Origin of the sequence: Streptomyces fildesensis (assembly GCF_016107395.1) — a bacterium.
GTDB classification, from domain to species: domain Bacteria; phylum Actinomycetota; class Actinomycetes; order Streptomycetales; family Streptomycetaceae; genus Actinacidiphila; species Actinacidiphila fildesensis.
This window is the reverse complement of the sequence record NZ_JAAIKO010000002.1, coordinates 57,030-83,524: the sequence shown is the minus strand read 5'-3', so window position 1 is coordinate 83,524 and position 26,495 is coordinate 57,030. Positions and strand designations below refer to the sequence as shown.

Genomic DNA, 26,495 nt, shown 5'->3' with positions numbered 1-26,495 from the left:
AATCACGGGGGTTAGACAGTGGCGAATCGTCCGACGGATTGGCATGTGCTGGACCTGGACCGGGATCCGGTGCCGGGTGATCCGTACGAGGTGAAGGAACTCGCCCGGAAACTGGGCGACTTCGCGGACGATGTGTCGTCGGCGTTGCGGTCGGTGCGCGGGCTGAGCGGCAACAACGCGGTGCAGGACTGGGCGGGTCTGGCGGGGGACGCGTACCGCGAGCAGTTCGGGGATCTGCCGGGCGAGCTGGGCAAGTTGGAGAAGTCCTACCGGCTGGCTTCCGGGGCGTTGGAGACGTACTGGCCGAAGCTGGAGACCGCGCAGGCGGACGCGGACCGCGCTTTGGCGCAGGGGCGTACCGCCCGGCAGGATCTGGACGCGGCCAAGACCACGCAGGGCAACGCCGACGACTGGGTGAAGCGGGCGGGCGACAAGTCCAAGGAGTACCAGGCCGATCCGAAGCCGGGCGTGGAACCGCCGTCGGCGGACGAGGTCCGTACCGCCACCCGTAATGCGCTGGACGCTTCGAACGCGCAGAAGTCCGCGAACACCGCCGTCCACGACGCGCAGCAACGCCTGGACGCGGCGAAGGAACTGGCAGCTCAGGCCGCCCACCTGCGGGACACCGCCGCGTCGACCGCGGAGCACGCCCTGCACGAGGCGTCCGACGCTGGGATCAAGAACAAGCACTGGTGGGAGAAGGCGGTCGACTGGGTCGCCGACCACTGGGACGACATCGTCGCGGTCTGCAAGGTCATCGTCGCCGTGCTCGGCATCGTCGTCCTCATCATCGGCGGACCGCTCGCCTGGATCGTGCTGGCCGCCGCATTGGTCGTCCTCGCCGACACCCTCATCAAATACGCGCAAGGAAAAGCCAGCCTCTGGGACGTCTTCTTCGCCGCCCTCGACTGCATCCCCATGTTCAAGGGCCTGACCACCGCTGGCGGCCTGCTCAAAATGGCCAAGGAACTCCCGGCACTGCTGAAGAGCGGCAAGGCCCTGGAGAACATCGCCAACAGCGTCCGCAAGGGGGCAGGCGGGCTGCGTCAAATGGGACGCGAGATGAAGAAGCTCTTCACCTGTGGCGACCCCATCGACGTGGCAAGCGGCGAAATGGTCATGTCAGCCACCGATCTCCAACTTCCCGGTGTCCTGCCGCTGACCCTGGATCGCCACTTCCGCTCCTCGTACCGGGCGGGCCGCTGGTTCGGTAAATCCTGGGCCTCAACGCTGGACCAAAGGCTTCATCTCGACGATCAGGGTGTGCGCTTCACCACTGGCGACGGGATGCTGCTGCACTATCCCGTCCCCAGCGCAGGCCTTTCCCTCATGCCTCTCGAGGGTCCACGCTGGCCCTTGACATGGGACGGCGGACCTACCAGTGACATGTCGGTCCGCATACCCGAGTCCGGCCGGACTCTCGGTTTCACTCCGCACCCGGGCACAGCCGAACTCCTGCTCACTTCCATCAGCGATCGGTACAACAACCGCGTCACCATCACCTACTCGGCGGACGCGGCCCCCGTCGATCTGCGCCATACGGGGGGATACCACGTCGGAATCGAGACAGGGGGCGGCCGAGTCACCGCTCTGCGCCTCCTCAGCGATCCGGAACGGCCGCTGTTGATGGGATACGGATATGACGGCGACGGCAACCTCACCCAAATCTTTGACTCCTCCGGCCTGCCGCTCGCCTTCAGCTACGACAAACGTGGCCGTATCACGGGCTGGGAGGACCGGACAGGGACCTCGTACGGCTACGAGTACGACGAAGCAGGACGCTGTGTGGGTACGACAGGCTCGGAAGGGATTCTGAACTACCGCTACTCATACGATCCCGACGCCCGCACCACCGTCGCCACAAATTCTCTCGGTCACGCCACCACGTTCCACTTCAATGATCAGTACCAACTCATCCGCGAGACCGATCCGCTGGGGCAGGTCACCCTGCTGAGCTGGGATCGGTACGACCGCCTGCTCACCAGGACCGACCCCCTCGGCCGCACGACGAGCTGCGCGTACGACGGTGCCGGCAACCTGACCATGGCGACCCGCCCTGACGGCAGCTCCGCGACGATCGAGTACAACGACCTCAACCTGCCCGTGAGGATCACCCAACCCGACGGAACGCGCGCCCGCTACTCCTACGACGCCGCTGGGAACCGTACGTCCGCGACCGACGCGCTCGGCGCCACGACGAACTTCACCTACGACGAGCGCGGCGGTCTGACCAGCGTCACCGACGCGTTCGGCACAGTGCAACAGGTCGTGGTCAATGACTCCGCCGGTCTTCCGGCGGCGATCACCGACGTAGGTGGCACCACGATCCGGATCACGCGGGATGCATTCGGACGCATGGTGGAGGCCGCTGACGCGTCCGGGGCGTCCACGAGTGTCGGCTGGACGGGCGAAGGGCAGATCGCTTGGCGCATGGCTCCGGACGGGTCCGTTGAGCAATGGTCGTACGACGTCGAGGGAAACCCCGTCGCGCACCGCTCCGGCAGCGGCCGTGCAACACGATACGAGAACACTCATTTCGACCTCTGCGCCGTTCGTACGGAACCGGACGGCTCTCGTTACGAGTTCACCTACGACACCGAACTACGAGTGGTGGCGGTAACCAACGCGCAGGGCCGAGTCTGGAGCTACGACTACGATCCCTCGGGCCGCCTCGTTGGGGAGACCGACTTCAATGGCCGGAAGCTCAGTTATCGCTACGACGCAGCCGGTCAATTGACGGAACGCATCAACGGAGAGCGGCAAAGCATCCGATTCGAGCGGGATGTCCTGGGCAATGTCACCCGGCAGGATTCCAGTGGTGTGGTCACCGACTTCGTTCACGACGCACTCGGACGCCTGAAATGTGCCGTCAGCCCCGTTGCCGACCTCTCCCGGGAGCTGGACCCTCTCGGCCGCATTCTGGCCGAAAGCGTCAACGGTCGTACTGTTTCCTCGCGTTACGACGCAATAGGCCGCCGTACTCGGCGCACCACGCCGAGCGGGGTCCTGAGCGTCTGGGAATTCGGCACCACCGGCAGGCCGATGTCCCTGCGGTCGGGCAGCCACACCGTGCGCTTCGCGTACGACGAAGCGGGCCGGGAGGTCGAGCGCGACCTAGGGGGCGTGGCACTCAGCTGGCAGTGGGACGACAACAACCGTTCGACAGCACAGACACTGTCAACCCGCGGCCCGAAGTCCCCGATGGCGCAACGGCGGACCTTCACTCACGCCGCGGACGGAAGCCTCACAGCCGTCGATGACGCCTCGGGGGGCTTCCACCACTTCGAGCTGGATTCCGCGAGCCGCGTCACTGCCGTCAACGGTGCCGACTGGACCGAGGCATACGTCTATGACACCGCCGGGAATCTCGCCGCCGCGACACTGCCGGCCGGTGAGCACACCAGCCCGGAATCGGGCGACCGGTCCTACAACGGAACGCTCATCCAGCGGGCGGGGCACGTCAACTACACCTACGACGATCAGGGCCGGGTGGTCAGGCGTACGCAAAAGCTACTCTCGGGTGGCAGTCGTGTATATCAATACGTGTGGAACGCCGAAGACCGGCTCACGGACGTCACCACCCCGGACGGCATCGCCTGGCACTACGAGTACGACCCGCTCGGCCGCCGAATCTCCAAGTCACGCCTTGCCGACGACGGAACTACCGCCCTGGAAACAACGGAATTCGTCTGGGACGGCACGCGCCTCGCCGAGCAGACAACCGCGGATGCCACGACAACCTGGGATTGGGAACACGGCGACATACCCGTCGCACAGACGGTTCGCGCCGCATTGCGCGATGCCCCTCAGGACGACATCGACGAGCGCTTCTACGCCATAGTCACCGATCTGGTCGGTACGCCAACCGAAATGGTCGACGTATACGGTGTGATCGTCTGGAAGAATCGGTCGACACTGTGGGGATCACCGCTCGGCGTCACGTCACCGGCGAATGTGGACTGCCCTCTGCGCTTTCCCGGGCAGTACTACGACGCCGAGACCGGCTTGCACTACAACTATCAACGCTATTACGAACCCGGGACCGCCCGATACCTCAGCCCGGACCCGCTCGGCCTCACTGCCGCTCCCGATCACCACGGCTATGTCTCCAACCCTCTCAATTGGTCCGATCCGCTGGGTCTCAAGGCCAAGTGTCTGGTGGATCTCTACCACGGCACAACGGGAGCCGGCCTGGACGGAATCCTCAAGAACGGGATCGATCCCACCTTCAGTACTCGGGCCATGGACTTCGGACGCGGCGGCTTCTACGTCACCAATGACGCCAACCAGGCCCGACAGTGGGCCACAAGACTCGCCGACCGGGCGGGCGGCACAGCGGAGGTACTGCACTTCCGCGTTCCGAAGAGCGAGCTGGACAACCTCACGAGTAAGATCTTCCATGGTCCCAGCGACGACCTGGCCAGCTTCATCAGGCATCACCGCAATGGCGGCGCAATGCACAGCTTCGAGATGGTGGAGGGCCCCATGCTGTTGAACCTCAGGGCTTTCCGCGGCGGCGCGGACGGCGTCTTCAAGGGACACCAGATAGCGATCTTCTCCTCTAAGGCAGCTGATCTGTTCACCCGATCCTTGGTCCGTTAGGAGATCGACTCGTGTCCGAGTTCACGATGCCCGCAGTTCCGGAGATGCAGGAATATCTGGGCGAAGTCGCCGAAGAACTGGTGACCCTCTTCGGGATCTCCCGGGCCGAGGCGGTGGCGCGTATCAACCGGGCGTGGGGCAACCAGGTGTTCAACGAATGGCCCGACCTACTGGCCCACGAGGAGCCCGAGCACTGGGCCTACGGCCTCTACTACGAAGGTGACGTGCCCTACTGGGAGCCCGACGCCGACCGGTCCCAATGGCGGATCCGCCAGGCCCCGCCGCGGGACTCGCCCGCCTGGACCCTGGAGGCCTGACCGGGTGGCGGTATCGCGGGCCCGGCAGAGGCACTCGGCACGGTCCGCCCGGTGCCGACGGATCCTCAGCGCGACCTGGCAGGCCACATCTGACCGGAAAGGGTGCTCCGAACCCTTTCCCCGCACCGCAGGATGACAAGGGCTGAGCGGTTCCGGGGTCATGGGGGGAACGGACGATGCAGCATCTGGCGTGTCCTGAGGGCCGTTGGGAGGTGGCGACGGCGCTGCCGCATGCCCGGCTGCGGCCGGGGGTGCAGCGGTACCGGGGGTACCGGCTGAACCTGGACCTGCCGCGGCAGCGGCTGGAGGTCCCGGACGGCGCGGTGACGCTGTTGTTCTCCTTCGACCACGAAGTGCGGGTGACGGAGGCCCTGACGCCGTCGGCCCCCGGCAACGCCCACCGCTCGATGCTGGTCGGGCTACGCACCAGCGCCGGCCTCGGGCGGCACAGCGGGCGGCTGTACGGCCTGGAGGTCATCCTCTCGCCATGGAAGGCGTATTCGCTGTTCGGGATCCCGATGCACGAACTCGCCGACACCATCACCGACCCCATCGACCTGCTCGGCCCCCGCTGCCGCGATCTCGCCGACGCCCTCGCCTGCGCCGCTGGCTGGGCCCAGCGCTTCGACCTGCTGGACACCGTGTTCCTGCACTGGTCCGAGGACGCGCTCCCCGTCTCGGACCGCGTCCGGTACGCCTGGCGGGAACTCGCCAGGACCTCCGGCGCCCTGCCCATCGGCGAGCTCGTCGCCGCCACCGGGTGGGGCTGGCGGCAGTTGGAGAACCGCTTCCGCGCCGAGATCGGGCTGACGCCGAAGGGCGCGGCGCGCGTCATGCGGCTGCGCAAGGTGCTGCGGCTGATGGCGGCGGACCTGCCGGTGGCGGGCATCGCCGCCGAGTGCGGATTCAGCGACCAGGCGCACCTGAACCGCGAGTTCAAGGCGATGATCGGCCGCACCCCCCGCCAGTTCCGGCACGCCCGCGGCCTGGACTTCGCGGGCCCGCCCACGGTGGACCGGGTGGACGGCCAGGTCACCAGCATCATCCTGACCTGACGCCGGCCTGCGCCGAACCGTGCCGGGTGCGGGTGCCGGGTGCGGGTGCGGGTGCGAATTTCTTCAATACGGCGCGACCGCCGCTCTGCGAGCCTGCCGAGGTGTATGACACCAGAACGGCCCCGTCCGCCCCGGCGGCACTACGGCGCTACCAGGAACTGCTCGCGGACCAGAACCGGTTGCTCGCCGAGCAGAACGCCCTGCTGGAACGCATCCAGACCTTCACCGCCCTGGCCGCCGCACCGTCACCGCCCGCCGTCTCCCGCTGCGACCCACCCGTCCTGCCCCCGACGCTCGTGCAGCGCCACATCCTGCTGCTCCTCGCGGACGGCACCAAGGACAGCGCGATCGCCCGCCGGCTGGGCGTCAGCGAACGATCCGTCCGCCGCCACGTCGGCTCCCTCGCCGAACGGGCCGGAGCCAGCAACAGGTTCACCCTGGCACTGGCCGCGGCCCGCCTCGGCTGGCTGCCGGCCTACGACCGGCGGGCCGTCTAGGCCCACTGGGCCCTCTAGTACCAGCCGGTACACACGGTGGTGCCGTTGAACCCGCACGCCCGCATGACGTAACCCGCGTCATCGAAGGCCGGCGTGTGGGTGTCGCTGCCCGACTGCTGCGTGGTCATCCCCATCGGCCCGGTCCACGTGGACCCACCGTTGCTCGACCGGTCGACCCACACCTTGTTGCCCACGTTGGAACTGCTGATCCGTCCCCACGCGCACCGGCTGGACGTGCTGTAGCGCAGCTCGATGTACATGCTGCCGTTGTGCGCGGTCTTCTTGGTCACCGCGTTGCTCGTACTGCACGCCGCTGGCGCGCTGGGCGCCGCGCTCGCGGCTGGGGCGAGGGTGACGACACCCGCCACGACGATGGCGGTACTTCCGATTCCTGCGGCGATCCGGCGCTTGAGCGAAGACATCTGCGATTCCCTTCGGCTACCTGCTGGGACCCCCCGATCCCACCAGCCGAAGTCCCCCCGGACGAGGGCGAACAGGACATGCGTCCCCTTCCGGACACCCTGGAACCGTTAGACCGCCGCGTACGTCGTTGCGGCGGTCACCGTGCCGCCAGCTCGAACCACATCAGCTTGCCGCACAGCCCGAACGGCTCCTCCCCCAGCGCGTATCCGCCGCACCGGTCCGAGAACAGGTCCAGCAGGAAGAGCCCGCGCCCGCCGTCCGCGTCCGGATCCGGCGCGAGCGCCGCCGGCAGCTCCGGGTTGTTGTCCCGGACCGTCACCCGCAGCCGACGCGGCTCCCAGTTGAGCCGCAGCGAAGCGGGGCCCTGCGCGTAGCGGTACGCGTTGGTCGCCAGCTCCGAGGTCAACAGCGCAGCCGTATCGACGAGTTCACGTAAGCCGTGTGCCACGAGGATCGCCCGGACGGTCGTCCGGGCGATCCCGGGCGCGCGTGGGTCGTGCGGCAGTTGGAGGTAGTACTCCCACGTTTCCGCTTCGCGGCGGGCGGGGTCGGGACACGACGGCTGCACGGCGTACATGTTGCCCTCCGGGCCGGGTTGAGTGGCGTGGGTCACACCGTAGTGGATTCTGACTCACATGTGAGTCCATTTCCAACTAACAGGTGAACTATTCTTGCGGCTGCTGGACCGGCCTCGTGCAGCGCTGACAAACTGGCTCCGGCCTGCGAGAGAGGACCCATGGCATCGAAGAACCCACCGACAGGTAGGCAGCGCCGCCTGGCCACGGAGGTCCGCAGGCTTCGCGAACAAGCAGGTCTCTCCGTGGCGGAGGCCGCCGAGCGGCTGGGCGCGGACCGGACGATGGTCTCGAACATCGAAGCGGCACGCACCGGCCTCAGCGAGGACCGGGTCCGCCAGATCGCCAGCTTCTACCGATGCTCCGACCACGCGCTGATCGATGCCCTGGCCGGGATGACCGGTGCGCGACGGGGTCGTCTCTGGTGGGACGAGTACCGCGGCAAGGTTCCCGGCGGGTTCCTCGACATCTGCGAGTTGGAGCACTTCGCCGTCTCTTTGCGTACCTCCCAGACGACACATCTGCCGGGACTGTTCCAGACCGAAGACCATGCCCGCGCGATCTTCTCGCTCGCCGTCCCCAAGCCCCGCCCGCTTGAGCTGGAGTTGCGGCTCGCGCAGCGGATGGCACGTCAGACCGTCCTCGACCGGCCCGACCCACCGCAGTACACCGGGATCATCCACGAGGCCGCGCTCCGCATTCAGTTCGGCGGCCCGAAAACCACGCGTGCGCAGCTCGAGTACCTCGCCGAGGCCTCCGAGCGGGAGCGCGTCACCCTGCTGGTGATCCCCTTCAGCGCCGGTGGGATCTTCGGTGACGGCCAGTCCATCCTCTACGCCAAGGGTCCCGTCCCGCAGTTGGACACCGTGCAGTTGGACTCGGCGCTCGGCCCGGTCTTCGTCGACGCCCCGACGCCGCTGACGAACTATGCGGCGCTGCTCGACAACATGGAGCAGATGGCAATGCCCGCAGTCGCGTCCCGGGAGCTCATCCTGGCAATCGCCCGCGAACTCTGAGAGGTGGCCGTACGTGTCCCGACCGAACTGGCAGAAGTCCTCGTTCTCCGGCGGAGGCGGCAACAACTGCATACAGCTGGCCGTCACCGGCCCCCGCGTATCCATACGCGAAAGCACCGAGCCCGGGGCGATCGTGACGACCACCCCCGCCCGGCTCAGGGCGTTCCTCGACGCCGTGAAGGCAGGGGCCCTCGACGCGCCGCGTCAGGCGTAGGCTCGACCGCGGCACAGGCCGCGCAGCCCTGGCGTGCCGCCCCGCGGGCGTGGCGGAATACGATGCGAGGGGCGCGGCCGGCCCACCCCTCGGCCGACAACATTCGACGGAACAGGACCACCCTCACCGTGACTGCACTGACACTCAGCACTTCCTCCGGCGCAGCGTTGCGCGCGGATGCCGTCGTCATCGGAGTGACCAAGGGCGCCAAGGGCCCCGAGGTCGCCGCCGGTGCGGAGGCCGTGGACGCGGCGTTCGACGGCAAGCTCGCCGCGACGCTGGAACTCCTCGGCGCCTCGGGCGGCGAGGGCGAGGTGACGAAGCTGCCGGCTCCGTCCGGCGTGAAGTCGGCGGTGGTGCTCGCTGTGGGTCTGGGTGAGACGCCCGCCGACGGTGCCGGCTACGACGCCGAGGCGCTGCGCCGGGCGGCCGGTGCCGCGGCGCGTGCGCTGAGCGGGACGAAGAAGGCGGCGTTCGCGCTGCCGGCGACGGACGCGGCGGGCGTGGAGGCGGTGGCGACGGGCGCACTGCTGGGCGCTTACGCGTACACGGCGTACCGGGTGGACAGCGCCGGCGGCAAGGGTCCGCTGGGCGAGATCGCCCTGGTGGGTGCCAAGCCGCGCGACAAGGCGCACAAGGCCGCGGCCGAGCGGGCGACCGCGGTGGCCGAGGAGGTCAACCGGGCGCGTGACCTGATCAACATGCCGCCGAACGACCTGAACCCGAAGGCGTTCGCGTCGGCGGTCCAGGCCGCGGGCAAGGAGCACGGCCTCAAGGTCGAGGTGCTCGACGAGAAGGCGCTGCTCAAGGGCGGCTTCGGCGGCATCATGGGCGTCGGCCAGGGCTCGGCGACCCCGCCGCGGCTGGTGAAGGTGGCGTACACCCACCCGAAGGCGAAGAAGACCGTCGCGCTGGTCGGCAAGGGCATCACGTACGACTCGGGCGGCATCTCCCTCAAGCCCCCGGGCCACAACGAGACGATGAAGTGCGACATGAGCGGCGCGGCCGCCGTGTTCGCGACCGTCGTGGCCGCGTCCAAGCTGGGCCTGCAGGTCAACGTGACCGGCTGGCTGGCGCTCGCGGAGAACATGCCGGGCGGCAACGCGACGCGTCCCGGCGACGTGCTGAAGATGTACTCGGGCAAGACCGTCGAGGTGCTCAACACCGACGCCGAGGGCCGGCTGGTCCTGGCGGACGCGCTGGCGCGCGCCTCCGAGGACAACCCGGACGCGATCGTGGACGTGGCGACGCTGACCGGCGCGATGGTGCTGGCGCTCGGTACTCGTACGTTCGCGATCATGTCGAACGACGACGGCTTCCGTACCGTGCTGCACGAGACGGCGACGGAGTCGGGCGAGCAGGCGTGGCCGATGCCGATGCCGCCGGAGCTGCTCAAGGCGATGGACTCCCCGGTCGCGGACATCGCGAACATGGGCGAGCGGGCGGGCGGCGGCCTGGTGGCCGGTCTGTTCCTGCAGGAGTTCGTGGGCGAGGGCATCACCTGGGCGCACCTGGACATCGCGGGCCCGGCGTTCAACGAGGGCGCGCCGTTCGGCTACACCCCGAAGGGCGGCGCCGGCACGGCGGTCCGCACCCTGGTCCGGCTGGTCGAGAAGGCCGCCGCGGGCGACGTCCTCTAGACCCCCGGCAAACCCCGGACGGACGCGCTTCCGACCGCGCGTTTCAGCCGGAATTCAGTGCTCGTTTGTACGAAGGTACGGCCCCGGGCTAGCACGCCCGGGGCCGTACGCGCGACCGGGCGGGTGTTCGCCCTGAGCGAGATTCCAGCGCCCGGAGTGCCCCTTACGGGCCAGTAGCCTCCCGGGATGAGGCTTAAGTCCGTCTCAGACCCCGGCCCGGTGGCCCGTCCGCCGCGAACAAGTGCGAAGATGTTGGTCGGCACGACAGGGCCCAGTTTTCACAGTTTTCAGACATAGCGGCCGAATAACAGCCGCCGCCCGGTCACCACAGACCGGCTCCGGCGTACCCATGCATGGAGGACGTGACGTGGCGAACGACGCCAGCACCGTTTTCGACCTAGTGATCCTCGGCGGCGGCAGTGGCGGTTACGCCGCGGCGCTGCGCGCGGCGCAGCTGGGCCTGGACGTCGCCCTGATCGAGAAGAACAAGCTCGGTGGCACGTGTCTGCACAACGGCTGCATCCCCACAAAGGCTCTGCTGCACGCGGGCGAGATCGCCGACCAGGCTCGTGAGAGCGAGCAGTTCGGTGTCAAGACCACCTTCGATGGCATCGACATGGCGGGTGTCCACAAGTACAAGGACGACGTGATCGCGGGCCTGTACAAGGGTCTGCAGGGGCTGGTCGCCAGCCGCAAGATCACTTACGTCACGGGTGAGGGCCGGGTGTCCTCCCCCACCACCGTCGATGTGAACGGCGAGCGCTACACCGGCCGCCACCTCCTGCTGGCGACCGGCTCCGTGCCGAAGTCGCTGCCGGGTCTGACCATCGACGGCGACCGCATCATCTCCTCGGACCACGCGCTGGTCCTGGACCGCGTCCCGAAGTCCGCGATCGTGCTGGGCGGCGGCGTCATCGGCGTCGAGTTCGCCTCCGCGTGGAAGTCCTTCGGCGCGGACATCACGATCATCGAGGGCCTGCCGCACCTGGCCCCGCTGGAGGACGAGAACAGCTCCAAGATCCTGGAGCGCGCCTTCCGCAAGCGCGGCATCAAGTTCAACCTCGGCACCTTCTTCCAGAAGGCCGAGTACACGGCCGACGGTGTGAAGGTGACCCTCGCCGACGGCAAGGAGTTCGAGGCCGAGCTGCTGCTCGTCGCCGTCGGCCGCGGCCCGGTCTCGCAGGGCCTGGGCTACGAGGAGGCCGGTGTCGCACTCGACCGCGGCTATGTCCTCGTCGACGAGTACATGCAGACCAACGTGCCGACCATCTCGGCCGTCGGCGACCTCGTCCCGACCCTCCAGCTCGCGCACGTCGGCTTCGCCGAGGGCATCCTGGTAGCTGAGCGGCTGGCCGGTCTCAAGGCCGTGCCGATCGACTACGACGGCGTTCCGCGCGTCACGTACTGCCACCCGGAGGTCGCCTCCGTCGGTATCACCGAGGCGAAGGCCAAGGAGCTGTACGGCGCCGACAAGGTCGTCACCCTGAAGTACAACCTCGCGGGCAACGGCAAGAGCAAGATCCTCAAGACCGCGGGCGAGATCAAGCTCGTCCAGGTCAGGGATGGTGCCGTCGTCGGCGTCCACATGGTCGGTGACCGTATGGGCGAGCAGGTCGGCGAAGCCCAGCTGATCTACAACTGGGAAGCGCTGCCGGCCGAGGTCGCCCAGCTCATCCACGCGCACCCGACCCAGAGCGAGGCGCTCGGCGAGGCCCACCTGGCCCTCGCGGGCAAGCCGCTGCACTCGCACGACTAAGCCCCTCACCACGCACCCCATCCGCACAGATCGTTAGGAGCAACCGCAACCATGGCGGTTTCCGTAACCCTTCCGGCGCTCGGCGAGAGCGTGACCGAGGGCACCGTCACCCGTTGGCTCAAGGCCGAGGGTGAACGCGTCGAGGCAGACGAGCCGCTGCTCGAGGTGTCGACCGACAAGGTCGACACCGAGATCCCGTCGCCCGCTTCCGGCATTCTGGCCTCCATCAAGGTGGCCGAGGACGAGACCGTCGAGGTCGGCGCCGAGCTGGCCATCATCGACGACGGCTCGGGCGCGCCCGCCGCCGCCCCGGCCGCTGCCGAGGCTCCGGCCCCGGCTCCCGTCCAGGCCGAGGCCCCCGCCGCGCCGGCTCCGGCCGCCGAGGCCCCCGCGGCCCCGGCCCCGGCCGCCGCTCCCTCGGGCTCCGCCGAGGGCACCCCGGTCCTGCTGCCCGCACTGGGCGAGTCGGTCACCGAGGGCACCGTCACCCGTTGGCTCAAGTCGGTCGGCGAGACCGTCGAGGCCGACGAGCCGCTGCTCGAGGTCTCCACCGACAAGGTCGACACCGAGATCCCGGCCCCGACCGGTGGTGTCCTCCTGGAGATCCTCATCAACGAGGACGAGACCGCCGAGGTCGGCGCCAAGCTCGCCGTCATCGGCGCCGCGGGTGCCGCTCCGGCGGCTGCCCCGGCCGCCGCGGCTCCGGCTCCGGCCGCCACCCCGGCACCGGCTCCCGCCGCTCCGGCCCCCGTCGCGGCTCCGGCCGCCCCGGCACCGGCCGCCCCGGCCCCGCAGGCCCCGGCACCGGCTCCGGTCGCGCCCGCCGCCCCGGCTCCGGCACCCGCCGCCCCCGCCCAGGCCCCGGCCGCCGCTCCGGCACCGGCCACCTCGGGTGACGACGGCGCCTACGTGACCCCCCTGGTCCGTAAGCTCGCCTCCGAGAACGGCGTGAACCTGTCCTCGGTCAAGGGCACCGGCGTCGGTGGCCGTATCCGCAAGCAGGACGTCCTCGCCGCCGCCGAGGCCGCCAAGGCCGCGGCCACCGCGGCCCCGGCCGCGTCCGCGCCCGCTCCGAAGGCCGCCCTCGTGGCGTCCCCGCTGCGCGGCCAGACGGTCAAGATGACCCGCATGCGCAAGGTCATCGGCGACAACATGATGAAGGCGCTGCACAGCCAGGCGCAGCTCACCAGCGTGGTCGAGGTGGACATCACCAAGATCATGCAGATGCGCAACAAGGCCAAGGACGCGTTCGCGCAGCGCGAGGGCGTCAAGCTCTCGCCGATGCCGTTCTTCGTCAAGGCCGCGGCCCAGGCGCTGAAGGCCCACCCGGTCGTCAACGCCCGGATCAACGACGACGAGGGCACCATCACCTACTTCGACTCCGAGAACATCGGTATCGCGGTGGACTCCGAGAAGGGTCTGATGACTCCGGTCATCAAGGGTGCGGGCGACCTCAACATCGCGGGTATCTCCAAGCGGACCGCGGAGCTGGCCGGCAAGGTCCGGGCGAGCAAGATCAGCCCGGACGAGCTGTCCGGCGCCACCTTCACGATCAGCAACACCGGCTCGCGCGGTGCGCTGTTCGACACGGTGATCGTGCCCCCGAACCAGGCCGCCATCCTGGGCATCGGCGCGACCGTCAAGCGTCCGGTGGTCATCGAGACCGCCGAGGGCACCGTCATCGGCGTCCGCGACATGACGTACCTGGCGCTCTCCTACGACCACCGCCTGGTGGACGGTGCCGATGCGGCCCGTTACCTGACGGCCGTCAAGGAGATCCTGGAAGCCGCCGAGTTCGAGACCGAGATCGGTCTCTGACACTCATGCCGCGTCCCTGACGCGGCGAGGTGATCGCAGTGCGACGCCCCCGACCCGGTACGCCGGGCCGGGGGCGTCGGCGTTCCGGCGGTGAGGACGGTCCGGCAGAGCGGACCACCTTGCCCTCGGGCTCGTCATTCGCCTTGTCGGCCACGCCGCACCTCCTGTAGTGGTACGTACTGCATGACCGTCGCAGCCATACCCGGCACCCTGTGCCAGGTTTCCTCCGGAGGCATCTTGCCGCTTCACATAGATCTGCTGACCGACCCCACCGGCGCGCAGCTCCACGACTGGCACCAGGTGCTCACCGCCGCCCTCGGCCATGACCTGCCCGGTGATCCGGTCCCCTCGTCGGACGATGTGTCCGCTCAGCTCACGACGCCGAGCGCCCACAGCCGCAAGCTGCTGTGGCTGGCGCGGAACACCGCGGGGGCGCCGGTGGGAACCGCCGCACTGCGGCTGTTCGACGAGCCGGGGCGCTCCCATCTCGCGGCGCTGGAGCTGTACTCGCACCCCGCCCACCGGCGGCTCGGCGCCGGTTCCCTGCTGCTGGACACCGCCGTGGGCGCGGCCCGCGACAACGGGCGGCGCAGCCTCGTCACCAGAACCACGGTCGGGACCCCCGGCGACCGGTTCCTGGCCACCCGCGCGTTCACCCCGGCGCTGAAGCTCACCTGGCGGCGGCTGCGGTTCGACAGCATGGACACCGCCGCGATCGGCGCGTTCGCCGGCGAGCAGCACCCCGGCTACCGGCTGGAGACCTGGGAGGGCGTCGCCCCGGAAGCTCTGATCGACGGCTTCGCGCTCGCCAAGCGGGCCATGGGCGTGGGCGCCGGGCCGGCCGGCGGGATCCCCCCCGGCCATGTGCCGTGGAACGCCGAGCGGGTCCGATCCGCCTCCGAGATCTTCGCCAAGCGCGGCGAGCAGCTGATCACCGTGGCCGCGATCAGTGAGGCGGACGGCTCGGTGGCCGGGTACACCGAGCTGGTCGTACCGGCCGACGGCTCCGGCCGCGCGCTGCAGTACGACACGGCCGTCGTCCCCGGCCATCGCGGGCACGGGCTCGGGCGCTGGATGAAGGCGTCGATGATCCAGCGGATCACGTCCGAGCTGCCCGGAGTGACGGAGATCGAGACCGACAACGCCGACGACAACCGGCACATGGTGGCGATCAACACGGGGCTCGGCTTCGTGCCCGTCCGGCAGACGGTGGAGTACCAGCTGCGCCTGGCGGAATGATTTCCTCCGATCCGTCCCACGACCGCCGGGGAGCGCCCTGCGACGTCATCCGGCCATTGAGCCCAAACGTGCGTAACGACACGGGCGCATACGGGGCACTCCGCGTGCGTCCGGCCCCGGCAACCGGGAAGCTGGACGCGTGATGGACGAGACGGAGTTCTGGGAGATCATCGACAGTACGCGCGCGGCCGCGGACGGTGATCCGGAGGAACAGGCCGATCTGCTGATCGAGCGGCTCGCGCTGCTCGATCCGGACTCGGTCACGGACTTCGCGCGGCACTTCGAGACGCGCTTCGCGCGGGCCTTCCGCTGGGACGTGTGGGGCGCCGCCGACATCATGCTGGGCGGCGCCGACGACGAGGCGTTCGACTTCTTCCGCTGCTGGCTGATCGGACAGGGCCGGCACGTCTTCGAGGGTGCCCTGCACAGCCCCGACGACCTGGCCTTCCTCGTCGCGGAGTTCGACCCGGAGGTCGACGGCGACGCCGAGGAGCTGGGTTACGCGGCGGACGAGGCGTACGAGCAGCTGACCGGGGTGCGGCTGCCCGACCTGGAGCTGCCGCCGCCCGGTGACCCGGAGGGCGAGCAGCTGGACATGGACGACACGGACCTCATGGCGGACCGGTTCCCCAAGTTGTGGGCCCGCTTCGGCTGACCGGACCGCCCGGCTGACCGGACCGCCCGGCCGGAGGAGCCGCTGACCGGACCGCCTGAGCCGGCCGGCCGACCGGCCCGCCTACGCAGCGGCGAAGTCCAGCGGCCGGCCCATCAGCACGTCGTCCACGTACGCGCCTTCCAGCAGGAACTCGCCCGGCAGGACGCCCTCGACCGCGAACCCCATCGACTCGTAGAGCCGCCGCGCCGGAGCGTTGTGGCCCAGCACCCGCAGGGTCATCCGGGTCGCGCCCTGCCGGCCCGCCTCGTGCAGCGCCGCGGCCATCAGCCTGCGGGCGATGCCCCGGCCGCGGGCCCAGGTGTCCACCGCGAGCCCCTGTATCTGGCGGACGTGCGCGTTGCACGGCAGCGGGGTGGGCGGCACGATCCGCACATAACCGGCCACCCGCCCGTCGACCTGCGCGACGAGGATCTCCTCCGGCGTATGGCGCTCGTCGTAGAACGGCTTGCCGGGGTCGGGAGGCGGCTGCACCGCGTGCAGCGAGGACCAGGTGCGGACATCGATCCCGACGAGGTCGGCCTCGTCGGCGTAGGTCGCCGAACGGACCATCACATCTGACATGCCGGCAACTCTGCCACGTGCGGCTCCCGGCCCCCAGAGCGCCCCGCCGGGTCCCGTCGCGGGGCAGAATGGCCCCATGCGTATCGCAGTCACCGGCGCGTCAGGCCTGATCGGTTCCGCCCTCGTCCGCTCCCTCGGCACCGACGGGCACGTGGTCGTCCGCCTGGTCCGGCGCGAACCCGCCGGCCCCGACGAGGTCCGCTGGGACCCCGCCCGCCAGTCCGTGGACACCAAGGGGCTGACGGGCTGCGACGCGGTCGTCCACCTCGCCGGCGCGGGCGTCGGCGACCACCGCTGGACCGCCGCGTACAAGAAGGAGATCCACGACAGCCGGGTCCTCGGCACCACCGCCATCGCCCGGGCCGTCGCGTCCCTCGACACCCCGCCCAAGGTCTTCGTCTGCGGCACCGCGCTCGGCTACTACGGCGACACCGGCGACCGCCGCACGGACGAGGACGGCCCGGCCGGCGCGGGCTTCCTCGCCGGCGTCGTCCAGGACTGGGAGGCCGCCGCGGAACCCGCGGCCGCGGCCGGCATCCGGACCGTCTTCGCCCGCACCGGCCTCGTCGTGTCCCGCCGGGGCGGCGCCTGGGGACGGCTGTTCCCGCTCTTCAACGCCGGTCTCGGCGGCCGGCTCGGCGACGGGCGCCAGTACTGGAGCTTCATCTCCCTGCACGACGAGATCGCCGCGTTCCGCCACATCATCGACACCGCGAGCCTCTCGGGACCGGTGAACCTGACGGCGCCTGAACCCCTCACCAACCGCGAGGTGACCGCCGCGATGGGCCGCGTCATGCACCGGCCCACCCTCGCCACCGTCCCCGCGTTCGCCCTGCGCATCGCGCTCGGCGAGTTCTCCCAGGACGTCCTGATGAGCCAGCGGGTGGTGCCGCGGCGGCTGCTCGACTCGGGCTTCTCCTTCGCGTTCCCGGGCATCGAGGAGAGCATCCGGGCCGCGTTCGGGCACTGAGTGCCGAAAGGCTGAATCGCACCGTGCACCTGGTGCATCAGCCACGTGTGATGAGGGCATGACCCCTACCAGCGCCAGCTGACGCGAGCGGGGAACGAAGCCAACCTCCGGGAGGGGCATCGTGCTCTCAACAGCACGGCAAGCGGACGTCGTCGTGATCGGGGCCGGGCTCGCGGGCCTCGCAGCGGCGCACCATCTGATCAGTGCGGGGCTGACCGTCACCGTGCTGGAAGCGGGATCCCGGGTCGGCGGCCGGATGGCCACCGACACCGTGGACGGTTTCCGGCTCGACCACGGTCCACAGCTGCTCAACACGTCGTACTCCGAACTCCGGCGCACCCCGGGGCTCCAGGGGCTGCGGCTGCGCCCGTTCGCCCCCGGCGCCCTGGTGCGGGCCGGCGGCCGCGGCTACCGCGTCGGCGACACCCGCGGCACCCGGGCCCGGGCCGTGCTCTCCGCCGCCAGGACCCCGCTCGGCGACACCCTCGACCGGGCGGGGCTCGGCACCGCGCTCAACCGGCTGGCCGCCACCTCCACCGCCCGGCTCCTCGCCCGGCCCGAGACCACCACGGCCGCCGCACTCGCCGCCCGTGGCTTCGCCCCCCGGCTCCTCGACGGATTCGTCCGCCCCCTGCTCAACGCCCTGCTCTGCGACCCGGACCTCACCACGTCCAGCCGGTGCGCCGACCTCGTGCTGCGCGGCTTCGCCCGCGGCGGAACGTGCCTGCCCGCCTCCGGCGCGGCCGCCGTCCCGCACCGCCTCGCCGCCGCCCTGCCGCCGGGCACCGTGCGCCTCGGCGTCCGGGCCACCGCCGTCTCCGTCAACGCCGTCGCCACCGACGGCCGCGGATCCGGCGAACTGCCCTGCCGAGCCGTGGTGGTGGCCACCGGCGCCCGCGCCGCCGGCGAACTCCTCCCCGGCCTCCGGGTACCCGGCTTCCACGCCGTAACCGTCGTCCACCACGCCGCGCCCCGTTCCCCGCTGCGCGAGCCCCTGCTGGTCCTCGACGCCGACCGGCACGGTCCCGTCTCGCACACCCTCCCGGCCAGCGAACTCGACCCCTCCCGCGCCCCGTCAGGGCGCGCCCTCGTCACCTCCGTCCTCCTCGGCCCCCAGGAGGACGGCCGCACCGACGACATTGCCGTCCGCAAGCACCTGGCCGAGCTGTACGAAACCTCGACGGACGACTGGGAACCCCTCGCCACCCACCACGACCCCGAGGCCGTCCCCGTGATGACCGCCCCCCACGACCTCCGACGCCCCGTCCGGCTCCTGTGCGGCCTCTACGTCTGCGGCGACCACCGCGACACCAGCACCGTCCAAGGCGCCCTCCTCTCCGGCCACCGCGCCGCCACCCACCTCCTGGCGGACTTCGGCCTCCACCCGGCCCTGGTGACGTCCCCCCAACCGGCGGAGGAGGCGGCGTAGAGCCACGCGCCTCCGACGTGAGGACACGGACACCAGCACCCACCCCTTCCCGCAGGCCGGAGCGGGCGTGAGGTGACCGGGGCCGGAGGGGTGGGGCTTCGACATGCTGCCGAGCTGTTTGTGAGCCGCTGGGGACACCCCCGGCCGAAGGCTGGGGGACCGTGAACAGTCGATTCCGAAGGCCGGCACCGCAGGACCCGGTCACCGCACCCCCGACCGGCCCGAAGGAACCTCAGCCCACGGCCAACCCCAGCGCCGCCGCCCGCTCGTAGAACCCCCGCGCCGCCCCCGTCTCCCGAAACGGCTCCAACCGCCGCCCGAAGTCCCGCACATACTCCACCGCCCGGGTCGACCGCATCTCGGTCGCCTGCTGCATCGCCTCTCCTCCGAGCGCACACGCCAGATCCACCTCCCCCAACCCCAACCGCGCAGAAGCCAGCACCGTCCGGCAGAACACCCGGCTCCGCGCGTACGCCGGCCCCCGCAACTGCAGCGAGCGCTCCGCGTACTGGGCCGACGCCCGGTACTGCTGCAGATCCCGGTGGCAGTGGCCGAACTCGTCCGCGAGCTGCGCCTCGTCGAAGAACCGTGCCCAGTACGGGACTTCGTCCCCCGCCCGGGCCGCCTCCAGCGAGCGCTCCGCGCGCGCCAGCGCGGCCGAGCAGGCCCGCACCTCGCCCAGCAGCCCGTGCCCGCGCGCTTCCGCCGCGTGCAGAAGGGCCTGTACGACGGCGGGCGCGCTCGTGCCGACCCCCTGCTGCGCCACCCGCGCGAGCTGGACCGCCTCGCGCCCGTGCCCGAGGTAGACCGCCTGACGGCTCATCGTGACGAGGACGTAGCCGCCGTAGACGCGGTCGCCGGACGCCTGGGCGAGGCGCAGGGCCTGGACGAAGTAGCGCTGCGCGAGGCCGTGGGCGCCGATGTCGTAGGAGGTCCAGCCGGCCAGCCGCGTCAGGTCGGCGACCGCGCCGAACAGCCGCCGTCCGAGCGCCTCGCCGTACGTGCCGCGCAGCATCGGCTCGGCCTCGTGTTCGAGGTAGCGGACGAGCGCCTGACGGGCGTGGCCGCCGCCGTAGGTGTTGTCGAGGGTCCGGAAGAGGTCGCCGACGGAGCGCAGCGCGGCGATGTCGCCCATGGTGACGCGCTGGCGGGAGACGGCGGCGCGGGCCGGCCCGTGGCCGCCGCGCGTCTGCGCGGGGATCCGGGCCCGGCCGGTGCGCTCCGCCTCCGACCCCCCGGAACCACCACCGACCGCACCACCGGCACCACTACTGGCGCCACTGCTCACCCCGTGCGCCACATGCTCGTCCGCCCGCCCGATGAGCCAGTCGCGGCTCGGCACCACCAGCCCGGCCGGTGTGAAGGCGATCTTGCGCAGCTCGGCCTGGCTACCGGTGTCTTTCCGCCACAGTCCGCTGATGATGTCGATGGCTTCTTCCGGTCCTGCGGCGAACTCCAGGCCCGCGTAGACCGGCGCGCACGCGTCGAGCCCGAGATCCTGAGCGGACAGCCGCCGCCCGAGCCGTCGCGTGAAAACCTCCGCGATGAGCGCGGGGGTGGTGCCGCGCGGCTGCTGGCCGCGCAGCCAGCGCGTCACGGAGGTCTTGTCGTAGCGCAGGTCCAGGCCGTGCTCGATCCCGAGCTGGTCGACCCGGCGGGCGAGCCCCGCGTTGGAGAAGCCGGCCTCGGTGATCAGGGTGGCGAGCTGGCGGTTGGGCGAACGCTGCGGGGATCGGTCCGTCATCGGCTGCGCGGTCCACTTCCTTCGAAGGACTCCGGAACGGCGTGAATGTAACGGCCTGTAGTGCCGCGCTCACCACCAGAGCCTCAGATTCCCCCGAATGGGTGACAGCCCAGCCCATTGACTTGCAAAGCCGTATCTTCCGGTCACCGACCGTGGTACCGACGCCCACCCGAACAACTCCGGCCCGCCCCCCACCCCAGCTTCCCCGGCCCCTTGAAGGCGGCCTTCGGCCCGGTCGTACAGTTGCAGGGGCGCTAACGAGGCGACTACGAGGAGCTGACGTGACTGACCTGCACTTTGTCCACCTGGGCTTCGGGGCGGACGCCGTCGAATACCAGGAGGCATGGCAGGAGCAGCGCAGGGTGCACGCCGCGCGCTTCGAGGACGAGATCCCCGACACCTGCCTCCTCCTCGAACACCCGCCGGTCTACACCGCGGGCCGTCGCACCGCCGACAACGAGCGCCCGCTGGACGGCACGCCGGTCGTCGACGTGGACCGCGGCGGCAAGATCACCTGGCACGGTCCCGGCCAGCTCGTCGGCTACCCGATCCTCAAGCTGCCGCGTCCGGTCGACGTCGTCGCGCACGTCCGGCGGCTCGAGGACGCGCTGATCCTGACCTGCGCCGAGTTCGGCCTGGAGACCACCCGCATCGAGGGCCGCAGCGGCGTCTGGGTGCTGGGCGACCCCGTCGAGCAGCGCCCGGTGGGCGGCCTGACCCTGGACTTCGACCCCCGTCTGGCCGACGACGAGTTCGACCCGCGGCTGAACGGCCCGGAGTACGCCCCGTCCAACGCCGGCCAGCGCCGCGAGGACCGCAAGCTCGCGGCCATCGGCATCCGGGTCGCCAAGGGCGTGACGATGCACGGCTTCGCGATCAACTGCGACCCGGACAACACCTGGTTCGACCGGATCGTGCCGTGCGGCATCCGCGACGCCGGAGTCACCTCGCTCTCCAACGAGCTGGGCCGCGACATCTCCGTCACCGACGTCGTGCCGGTGATCGAGAAGCACCTGCGGGCGGTGCTGGAGACCGCGGCGCCGCTCCCGCGCGCCGTGTAGGGCGGGGGCAGGGCACCAGGGGCCGTCCGCGGGCTCGCGGGTGGTGCCGGGCACGACGTCCTCCCGGGGACCGTGCGGGACCACTCCTGGCCTTCACCCCGGCCCTCACTCCCTTGGGGGAATGCCCCCATGAGCCTGTTGGTTGGCTCTGTTCGTATAGGTACAAACAACGGGCGTACCCTGGGGTTCGCCGAAGATTCGAAGACACGCTGGTGGAAGGGGAGTACCGGACGATGTCCGCTGTCGCACCCGACGGACGCAAGATGCTGCGCCTGGAAGTCCGGAACGCTCAGACCCCCATCGAGCGCAAACCCGAGTGGATCAAGACCCGGGCGAAGATGGGCCCCGAGTACACCAAGATGCAGGCGCTCGTGAAGAGCGAAGGCCTGCACACCGTGTGCCAGGAGGCCGGCTGCCCCAACATCTACGAATGCTGGGAGGACCGCGAGGCCACCTTCCTCATCGGCGGCGACCAGTGCACCCGGCGCTGTGACTTCTGCCAGATCGACACCGGCAAGCCGGCCGCGCTGGACCTCGACGAGCCGCGCCGCGTCGGCGAGTCCGTCGTGACCATGAACCTGAACTACGCCACGATCACCGGCGTCGCCCGCGACGACCTGGAGGACGGCGGCGCCTGGCTCTACGCGGAGACCGTCCGCCAGATCCACGCGCAGACCGCCGAGCGGGCCGAGGGCTTCACCAAGGTCGAGCTGCTGATCCCGGACTTCAACGCGGTCCCCGAGCAGCTCGCCGAGGTCTTCTCGTCCCGGCCCGAGGTGCTCGCGCACAACGTCGAGACCGTGCCACGCATCTTCAAGCGGATCCGTCCCGGCTTCCGTTACGAGCGCTCCCTCGAAGTGATCACCAGGGCTCGCGAGGCCGGGCTGGTCACCAAGTCCAACCTGATCCTGGGCATGGGCGAGGAGCGCGAAGAGGTCAGCCAGGCGCTGCGGGACCTGCACGACGCCGGCTGCGAGCTGATCACCATCACGCAGTACCTGCGGCCCTCGCCGCGGCACCACCCCGTCGAGCGCTGGGTGAAGCCGCACGAGTTCGTGGAGCTCAAGGACGAGGCCGACCAGATCGGCTACGCCGGCGTCATGTCCGGGCCGCTGGTCCGTTCTTCGTATCGTGCGGGCCGGCTCTTCCAGCAGGCGATGGACCGCCGCCGGGCGACGGGCGAGCAGTCGGTGGCGGCCCAGTCCGTCTGAGGTCCCGTGTGAGACCCCTCACGGTGACGCGGTGCGGCCACGCACCGCGTCACCATCCCCGCCAGGCATGCGGCGCGGCGAAGCGGAATCAGGCACGCGGCAAGGTTTCATGCGAGATTGACCGTGCGGTCACGGGCTGGTAACACAATGTGGCGAGCCTGGTTCACGCACACCCATGCGATTGCGATTCCGAGGCGTCCTGAGGGGGACCCCCATGCAGGTCGAGTCCGCACAACTCCGCCAGAGCACCCTCCACCCCACAGTCACCGTCACCGGAGCCCTGCGCGCCATGGAGGCACTGCTGCTGGGCGGGGGCCAGCAGACCGCCCGTCGCAACGCCTGGTCGGCCGTGGTCGAGGACCGCCGCCGGGCCAAGGACCGGCGTGAGGTGCAGCACGTGATCGAGGCGCTGAACGCGCCCGCCGCCGTCCGTAACACGGGGCCGGATTCCTTCTGAGCGCTGGTCCCGATCCCTTCCGGGCACAGGCTGAGCACCGGGCTCCGTTCCTTCCGGGCACAGCACCGGCTTCCCCCTGACGGGCCGGCCGGTCCCTTGAGGGCCACCGATGCGCCCACCGGCGCGCGGGCCACGTATCCTGTGCCGCATGGCGAGGAAGGAAACATCCGAGAACCCTGGGCGGCTTCAGCAGATCGCTCAGACCTACAAGATGACCAGGCGGGCCGACTCCAAGGTCGGGCTCGTCGTAGCGGCTGTGGGAATCGTCACCTTCGGTGTCGTCCTCGCCCTCGGCTTCTTGATCGACCACCCCATCTACGCGGGCATCCTGGGCTTGCTGTTCGCGTTCCTCGCGATGGCCATCGTCTTCGGCCGCCGGGCCGAGAAGGCCGCCTTCGGGCAGCTCGAGGGCCAGCCGGGTGCCGCCGCGGCGGTGCTGGACAACGTGGGCCGCGGCTGGACCGTGACCCCGGCGGTCGCGATGAACAAGAGCCAGGACGTGGTGCACCGTGCGGTCGGCAAGGCCGGCGTGGTGCTGGTCGGCGAGGGCAACCCGAACCGGGTGAAGGCCCTGCTGGCCGCCGAGAAGAAGAAGGTGGCGCGCGTCGTGTTCGACGTGCCGATCACCGACATCATCGTCGGCAACGAAGAGGGCCAGGTCCCGCTCAAGAAGGTGCGTACGACGCTGCTCAAGCTGCCGCGCGTGCTGGCAGGACCGAAGGTCACCGAGGTCAACGACCGTCTGCGGTCGCTCGGCACCCTCATGAGCAACATGCCGATCCCGAAGGGTCCGATGCCGAAGGGCATGCGGATGCCGAAGGGCCGCTGAACCCCGGAACACCGACCACAACGCCCTCGTGGGCCGGGCGAGCCGTAGGCGGCTCGGCCAGGCCCACGAGGGCGTTCACGTTGGCGGGGGCTCGCCGACGCTTGTCGCGCTCGCCTAGATCCGGACCTGAACGGCCTGCGCGGCCTTGTCGTGCAGGCCGCGGCCGTCGCGGTCCCACACCAGCGCGGGGATCACCAGCAGCAGGAGGACCGTACGGAGCACCACCGGGCCGATGCGGAGCCGCCCGCCGTCGACACGGACCACCCGCAGGCCGAGCAGCCGCTTACCGGGCGTGCTGCCGACGGTACCGAGGGCCACGACGCTCAGGGCGCCGAAGAGTGCCAGCGTCCAGGGATTGGACCCCTGGACGTCACGATGCGCGATCAAGCCGTATGCGATCACCAGACACAGCATCCAGTCGATGAACACCGCCGCGAACCGCCGGCCGACGGTGGCCAGCGAACCCGGCCCGTCCTTCGGCAGTCCCAGCCGTTCACCCCGGTAGCCGAAATCCGTGCCCATCTGCTCGGCGGCCGCGCGCGGTCCCGAGAGCCACGACCCGAGTGCTTCCCTGTTGTCCACCCGTCCACCGTACTGTGCCGCCCCGGGTCACCCGTACGGTGCCTTCACCGCCCGCGCGCGCCACCTACGACCTAGCGGTTAACCTCGTCGAAACAAATGGGTCATGCTTGGGAAATCCTCGATCCCTATGGTCGGGGCCAGCGTGCGCCATCGCACTGGCCGCGCCTCGTGTTGCCATCCCGGACTCTTCGAGCCGGGTCTAGGAGGAGTTGGATGTTCCAGAACGCCGACGACGTCAAGAAGTTCATCGCGGACGAGGACGTCAAGTTCGTAGACGTCCGCTTCTGTGACCTGCCCGGAGTCATGCAGCACTTCACGGTCCCGGTCAGTACCTTCGACCCGACCGAGACGCTGATGTTCGACGGGTCGTCGATCCGCGGCTTCCAGGCCATCCACGAGTCCGACATGGCGCTCGTTCCTGACCTCACCACGTCGCGCCTGGACTCGTTCCGCAAGGACAAGACGCTCAACATCAACTTCTTCATCCACGACCCGATCACCGGCGAGCAGTACAGCCGTGACCCGCGGAACGTGGCGAAGAAGGCCGAGGCCTACCTCGCGTCGTCCGGCATCGCCGACACCGCGTACTTCGGCCCCGAGGCCGAGTTCTACGTGTTCGACAGCGTGCGCTTCGCGACCAACGCCAACGAGTCGTACTACCACATCGACTCCGAGGCCGGCGCCTGGAACACGGGCTCCGAGGACAACAACCGCGGCTACAAGGTCCGCTACAAGGGCGGGTACTTCCCGATCCCGCCGGTCGACCACTTCGCCGACCTCCGTGCCGAGATCTCCCTGGAGCTGGAGAAGTCCGGCCTGCAGGTCGAGCGTCAGCACCACGAGGTGGGCACGGCCGGCCAGGCCGAGATCAACTACAAGTTCAACACGCTGCTCGCAGCGGCCGACGACCTCATGCTCTTCAAGTACATCGTGAAGAACGTCGCCTGGCGCAACAACAAGACCGCGACCTTCATGCCGAAGCCGATCTTCGGCGACAACGGCTCGGGCATGCACGTCCACCAGTCGCTGTGGACCGACGGCGTGCCGCTGTTCTACGACGAGCAGGGCTACGCGGGCCTCTCGGACACCGCCCGCTACTACATCGGCGGCATCCTCAAGCACGCCCCGTCACTCCTCGCCTTCACCAACCCGACGGTGAACTCGTACCACCGTCTGGTGCCCGGCTTCGAGGCCCCGGTCAACCTGGTCTACTCCCAGCGCAACCGTTCCGCCGCGATCCGCATCCCGATCACGGGCGCGAACCCGAAGGCCAAGCGCATCGAGTTCCGCGCGCCGGACCCGTCGTCCAACCCGTACCTGGCCTTCTCGGCGCTCCTGATGGCCGGCCTCGACGGCATCAAGAACAAGATCGAGCCGGCCGAGCCGGTCGACAAGGACCTCTACGAGCTCGCCCCCGAAGAGCACGCGGGCGTCCCCCAGGTCCCGACCTCGCTCCCGGCCGTCCTCGAAGCCCTCGAGAACGACCACGAGTACCTGCAGGCCGGCGGTGTCTTCACCAGCGACCTGATCGAGACCTGGATCGACTACAAGCGCACCCAGGAAATCGCCCCCATCGCCCTCCGCCCGCACCCGCACGAGTTCGAGATGTACTTCGACCTCTAAACGGCGCCGCGCGCACCTGAGCCCTGGTGCTCTCCCCACGGAGAGCACCAGGGCTCAGTGCTGTGCTGGAAGGGGCCGACGGCCACCCAGACCAGCCTTCACTGGTAGACGGCGACGATCGGAACGTTCCGGGCCGCGGCAGTATTCGCGTGACTTGGCCGTTCTTTGATGGGCGGCGTTGGGGTCGGACGGGGCGGGTC

22 protein-coding genes and 1 pseudogene are annotated in these 26,495 nt (G+C 69.9%); 18 read left to right on the top strand and 5 right to left on the bottom strand.

Translation table 11 applies throughout. The features are described 5' to 3' along the window. Positions 1 to 18 precede the first annotated feature (18 nt). The 4 genes from C6N31_RS04115 (at position 19) to C6N31_RS04100 (ending at position 6,471) form a co-directional block, all read left to right on the top strand. Positions 19 to 4,602: a DUF6531 domain-containing protein gene (locus C6N31_RS04115; RefSeq protein ID WP_368860164.1), complete on the top strand. Its 4,584-nt coding sequence runs from the start codon at positions 19 to 21 to the stop codon at positions 4,600 to 4,602. Positions 4,603 to 4,613: 11 nt separating this feature from the next. Further along, positions 4,614 to 4,919, top strand: a complete 306-nt coding sequence (locus C6N31_RS04110) for a hypothetical protein (RefSeq protein ID WP_244809140.1) — start codon at positions 4,614 to 4,616, stop codon at positions 4,917 to 4,919. Between the two features lie 176 nt (positions 4,920 to 5,095). Beyond that, positions 5,096 to 5,974: an AraC family transcriptional regulator gene (locus C6N31_RS04105; RefSeq protein WP_198357145.1), complete on the top strand. Its 879-nt coding sequence runs from the start codon at positions 5,096 to 5,098 to the stop codon at positions 5,972 to 5,974. Positions 5,975 to 6,075: 101 nt separating this feature from the next. Further along, positions 6,076 to 6,471, top strand: coding sequence for a helix-turn-helix transcriptional regulator (locus tag C6N31_RS04100; RefSeq protein WP_164296207.1), 396 nt, complete (start codon positions 6,076 to 6,078; stop codon positions 6,469 to 6,471). Between the two features lie 14 nt (positions 6,472 to 6,485). Here the strand turns inward: C6N31_RS04100 and C6N31_RS04095 are convergent, their stop codons facing one another. Together C6N31_RS04095 and C6N31_RS04090 are read right to left on the bottom strand one after the other, a co-directional pair. Beyond that, complete coding sequence (locus tag C6N31_RS04095) at positions 6,486 to 6,893, bottom strand: DUF2690 domain-containing protein (RefSeq protein WP_138353715.1); 408 nt, start codon at positions 6,891 to 6,893, stop codon at positions 6,486 to 6,488. A 137-nt stretch (positions 6,894 to 7,030) separates the two neighbouring features. Next, on the bottom strand, positions 7,031 to 7,507 hold the full coding sequence (locus C6N31_RS04090) for an ATP-binding protein (RefSeq protein WP_269286293.1): 477 nt from the start codon (positions 7,505 to 7,507) through the stop codon (positions 7,031 to 7,033). A 123-nt stretch (positions 7,508 to 7,630) separates the two neighbouring features. On the opposite strand from C6N31_RS04090, the gene C6N31_RS04085 reads away from it, so the two are divergent. From C6N31_RS04085 to C6N31_RS04055, 7 genes are all read left to right on the top strand, one after another. Further along, positions 7,631 to 8,485 carry a helix-turn-helix domain-containing protein gene (locus C6N31_RS04085; RefSeq protein WP_198357144.1) on the top strand — a complete coding sequence of 285 codons (855 nt, stop codon included), beginning with the start codon at positions 7,631 to 7,633 and terminating at the stop codon, positions 8,483 to 8,485. A gap of 13 nt (positions 8,486 to 8,498) precedes the next feature. Next, complete coding sequence (locus C6N31_RS04080; protein ID WP_198357143.1) at positions 8,499 to 8,699, top strand: DUF397 domain-containing protein; 201 nt, start codon at positions 8,499 to 8,501, stop codon at positions 8,697 to 8,699. A gap of 128 nt (positions 8,700 to 8,827) precedes the next feature. Beyond that, positions 8,828 to 10,339, top strand: a complete 1,512-nt coding sequence (locus C6N31_RS04075) for a leucyl aminopeptidase (protein WP_138353719.1) — start codon at positions 8,828 to 8,830, stop codon at positions 10,337 to 10,339. 367 nt (positions 10,340 to 10,706) lie between these two features. Then, positions 10,707 to 12,095: a dihydrolipoyl dehydrogenase gene (gene lpdA / locus C6N31_RS04070; RefSeq protein ID WP_164296201.1), complete on the top strand. Its 1,389-nt coding sequence runs from the start codon at positions 10,707 to 10,709 to the stop codon at positions 12,093 to 12,095. Positions 12,096 to 12,146: 51 nt separating this feature from the next. Then, the gene (sucB, locus tag C6N31_RS04065) at positions 12,147 to 13,913 is read left to right on the top strand and encodes a 2-oxoglutarate dehydrogenase, E2 component, dihydrolipoamide succinyltransferase (RefSeq protein WP_198357142.1); all 1,767 of its coding nucleotides are present in this window, start codon (positions 12,147 to 12,149) and stop codon (positions 13,911 to 13,913) included. Positions 13,914 to 14,150: 237 nt separating this feature from the next. After that, positions 14,151 to 15,152 (top strand): GNAT family N-acetyltransferase, encoded by a 1,002-nt coding sequence (locus C6N31_RS04060; protein ID WP_198357141.1) that lies wholly within the window; start codon positions 14,151 to 14,153, stop codon positions 15,150 to 15,152. A gap of 142 nt (positions 15,153 to 15,294) precedes the next feature. Then, entirely contained in the window at positions 15,295 to 15,807 is a 513-nt protein-coding gene (locus C6N31_RS04055; RefSeq protein ID WP_138353809.1) for a DUF4240 domain-containing protein, read from the top strand. 81 nt (positions 15,808 to 15,888) lie between these two features. On the opposite strand, the gene C6N31_RS04050 is transcribed toward C6N31_RS04055, so the two are convergent. Further along, a complete protein-coding gene (locus C6N31_RS04050; RefSeq protein WP_138353722.1) occupies positions 15,889 to 16,389 on the bottom strand; it encodes a GNAT family N-acetyltransferase in 501 nt (166 codons plus the stop codon). A 76-nt stretch (positions 16,390 to 16,465) separates the two neighbouring features. Between C6N31_RS04050 and C6N31_RS04045 the strand changes: the two genes are divergently transcribed. Together C6N31_RS04045 and C6N31_RS04040 are read left to right on the top strand one after the other, a co-directional pair. Next, entirely contained in the window at positions 16,466 to 17,359 is an 894-nt protein-coding gene (locus tag C6N31_RS04045; RefSeq protein WP_138353723.1) for a TIGR01777 family oxidoreductase, read from the top strand. A gap of 109 nt (positions 17,360 to 17,468) precedes the next feature. Then, positions 17,469 to 18,788: pseudogene (locus C6N31_RS04040) on the top strand (NAD(P)/FAD-dependent oxidoreductase); the annotation flags it as partial. Positions 18,789 to 19,020: 232 nt separating this feature from the next. Here C6N31_RS04040 and C6N31_RS04035 read toward each other — a convergent pair. Next, positions 19,021 to 20,532 (bottom strand): NsdA family TPR-like regulatory protein, encoded by a 1,512-nt coding sequence (locus C6N31_RS04035; RefSeq protein ID WP_138353725.1) that lies wholly within the window; start codon positions 20,530 to 20,532, stop codon positions 19,021 to 19,023. A gap of 281 nt (positions 20,533 to 20,813) precedes the next feature. On the opposite strand from C6N31_RS04035, the gene lipB reads away from it, so the two are divergent. From lipB to C6N31_RS04015, 4 genes are all read left to right on the top strand, one after another. After that, positions 20,814 to 21,593 carry a lipoyl(octanoyl) transferase LipB gene (gene lipB / locus C6N31_RS04030; RefSeq protein WP_138353726.1) on the top strand — a complete coding sequence of 260 codons (780 nt, stop codon included), beginning with the start codon at positions 20,814 to 20,816 and terminating at the stop codon, positions 21,591 to 21,593. Positions 21,594 to 21,826: 233 nt separating this feature from the next. Next, a complete protein-coding gene (gene lipA / locus C6N31_RS04025; RefSeq protein ID WP_138353727.1) occupies positions 21,827 to 22,804 on the top strand; it encodes a lipoyl synthase in 978 nt (325 codons plus the stop codon). Positions 22,805 to 23,018: 214 nt separating this feature from the next. Then, positions 23,019 to 23,261, top strand: coding sequence for an SCO2195 family GlnR-regulated protein (locus C6N31_RS04020; RefSeq protein ID WP_138353728.1), 243 nt, complete (start codon positions 23,019 to 23,021; stop codon positions 23,259 to 23,261). A gap of 148 nt (positions 23,262 to 23,409) precedes the next feature. Continuing rightward, positions 23,410 to 24,090, top strand: coding sequence for a DUF4191 domain-containing protein (locus C6N31_RS04015; protein WP_138353729.1), 681 nt, complete (start codon positions 23,410 to 23,412; stop codon positions 24,088 to 24,090). A gap of 114 nt (positions 24,091 to 24,204) precedes the next feature. Here C6N31_RS04015 and C6N31_RS04010 read toward each other — a convergent pair whose 3' ends face one another. After that, a complete protein-coding gene (locus C6N31_RS04010) occupies positions 24,205 to 24,672 on the bottom strand; it encodes an RDD family protein (RefSeq protein ID WP_138353730.1) in 468 nt (155 codons plus the stop codon). Positions 24,673 to 24,885: 213 nt separating this feature from the next. On the opposite strand from C6N31_RS04010, the gene glnA reads away from it, so the two are divergent. Then, positions 24,886 to 26,295: a type I glutamate--ammonia ligase gene (gene glnA, locus C6N31_RS04005; protein ID WP_138353731.1), complete on the top strand. Its 1,410-nt coding sequence runs from the start codon at positions 24,886 to 24,888 to the stop codon at positions 26,293 to 26,295. The last annotated feature ends 200 nt before the right edge of the window (positions 26,296 to 26,495 follow it).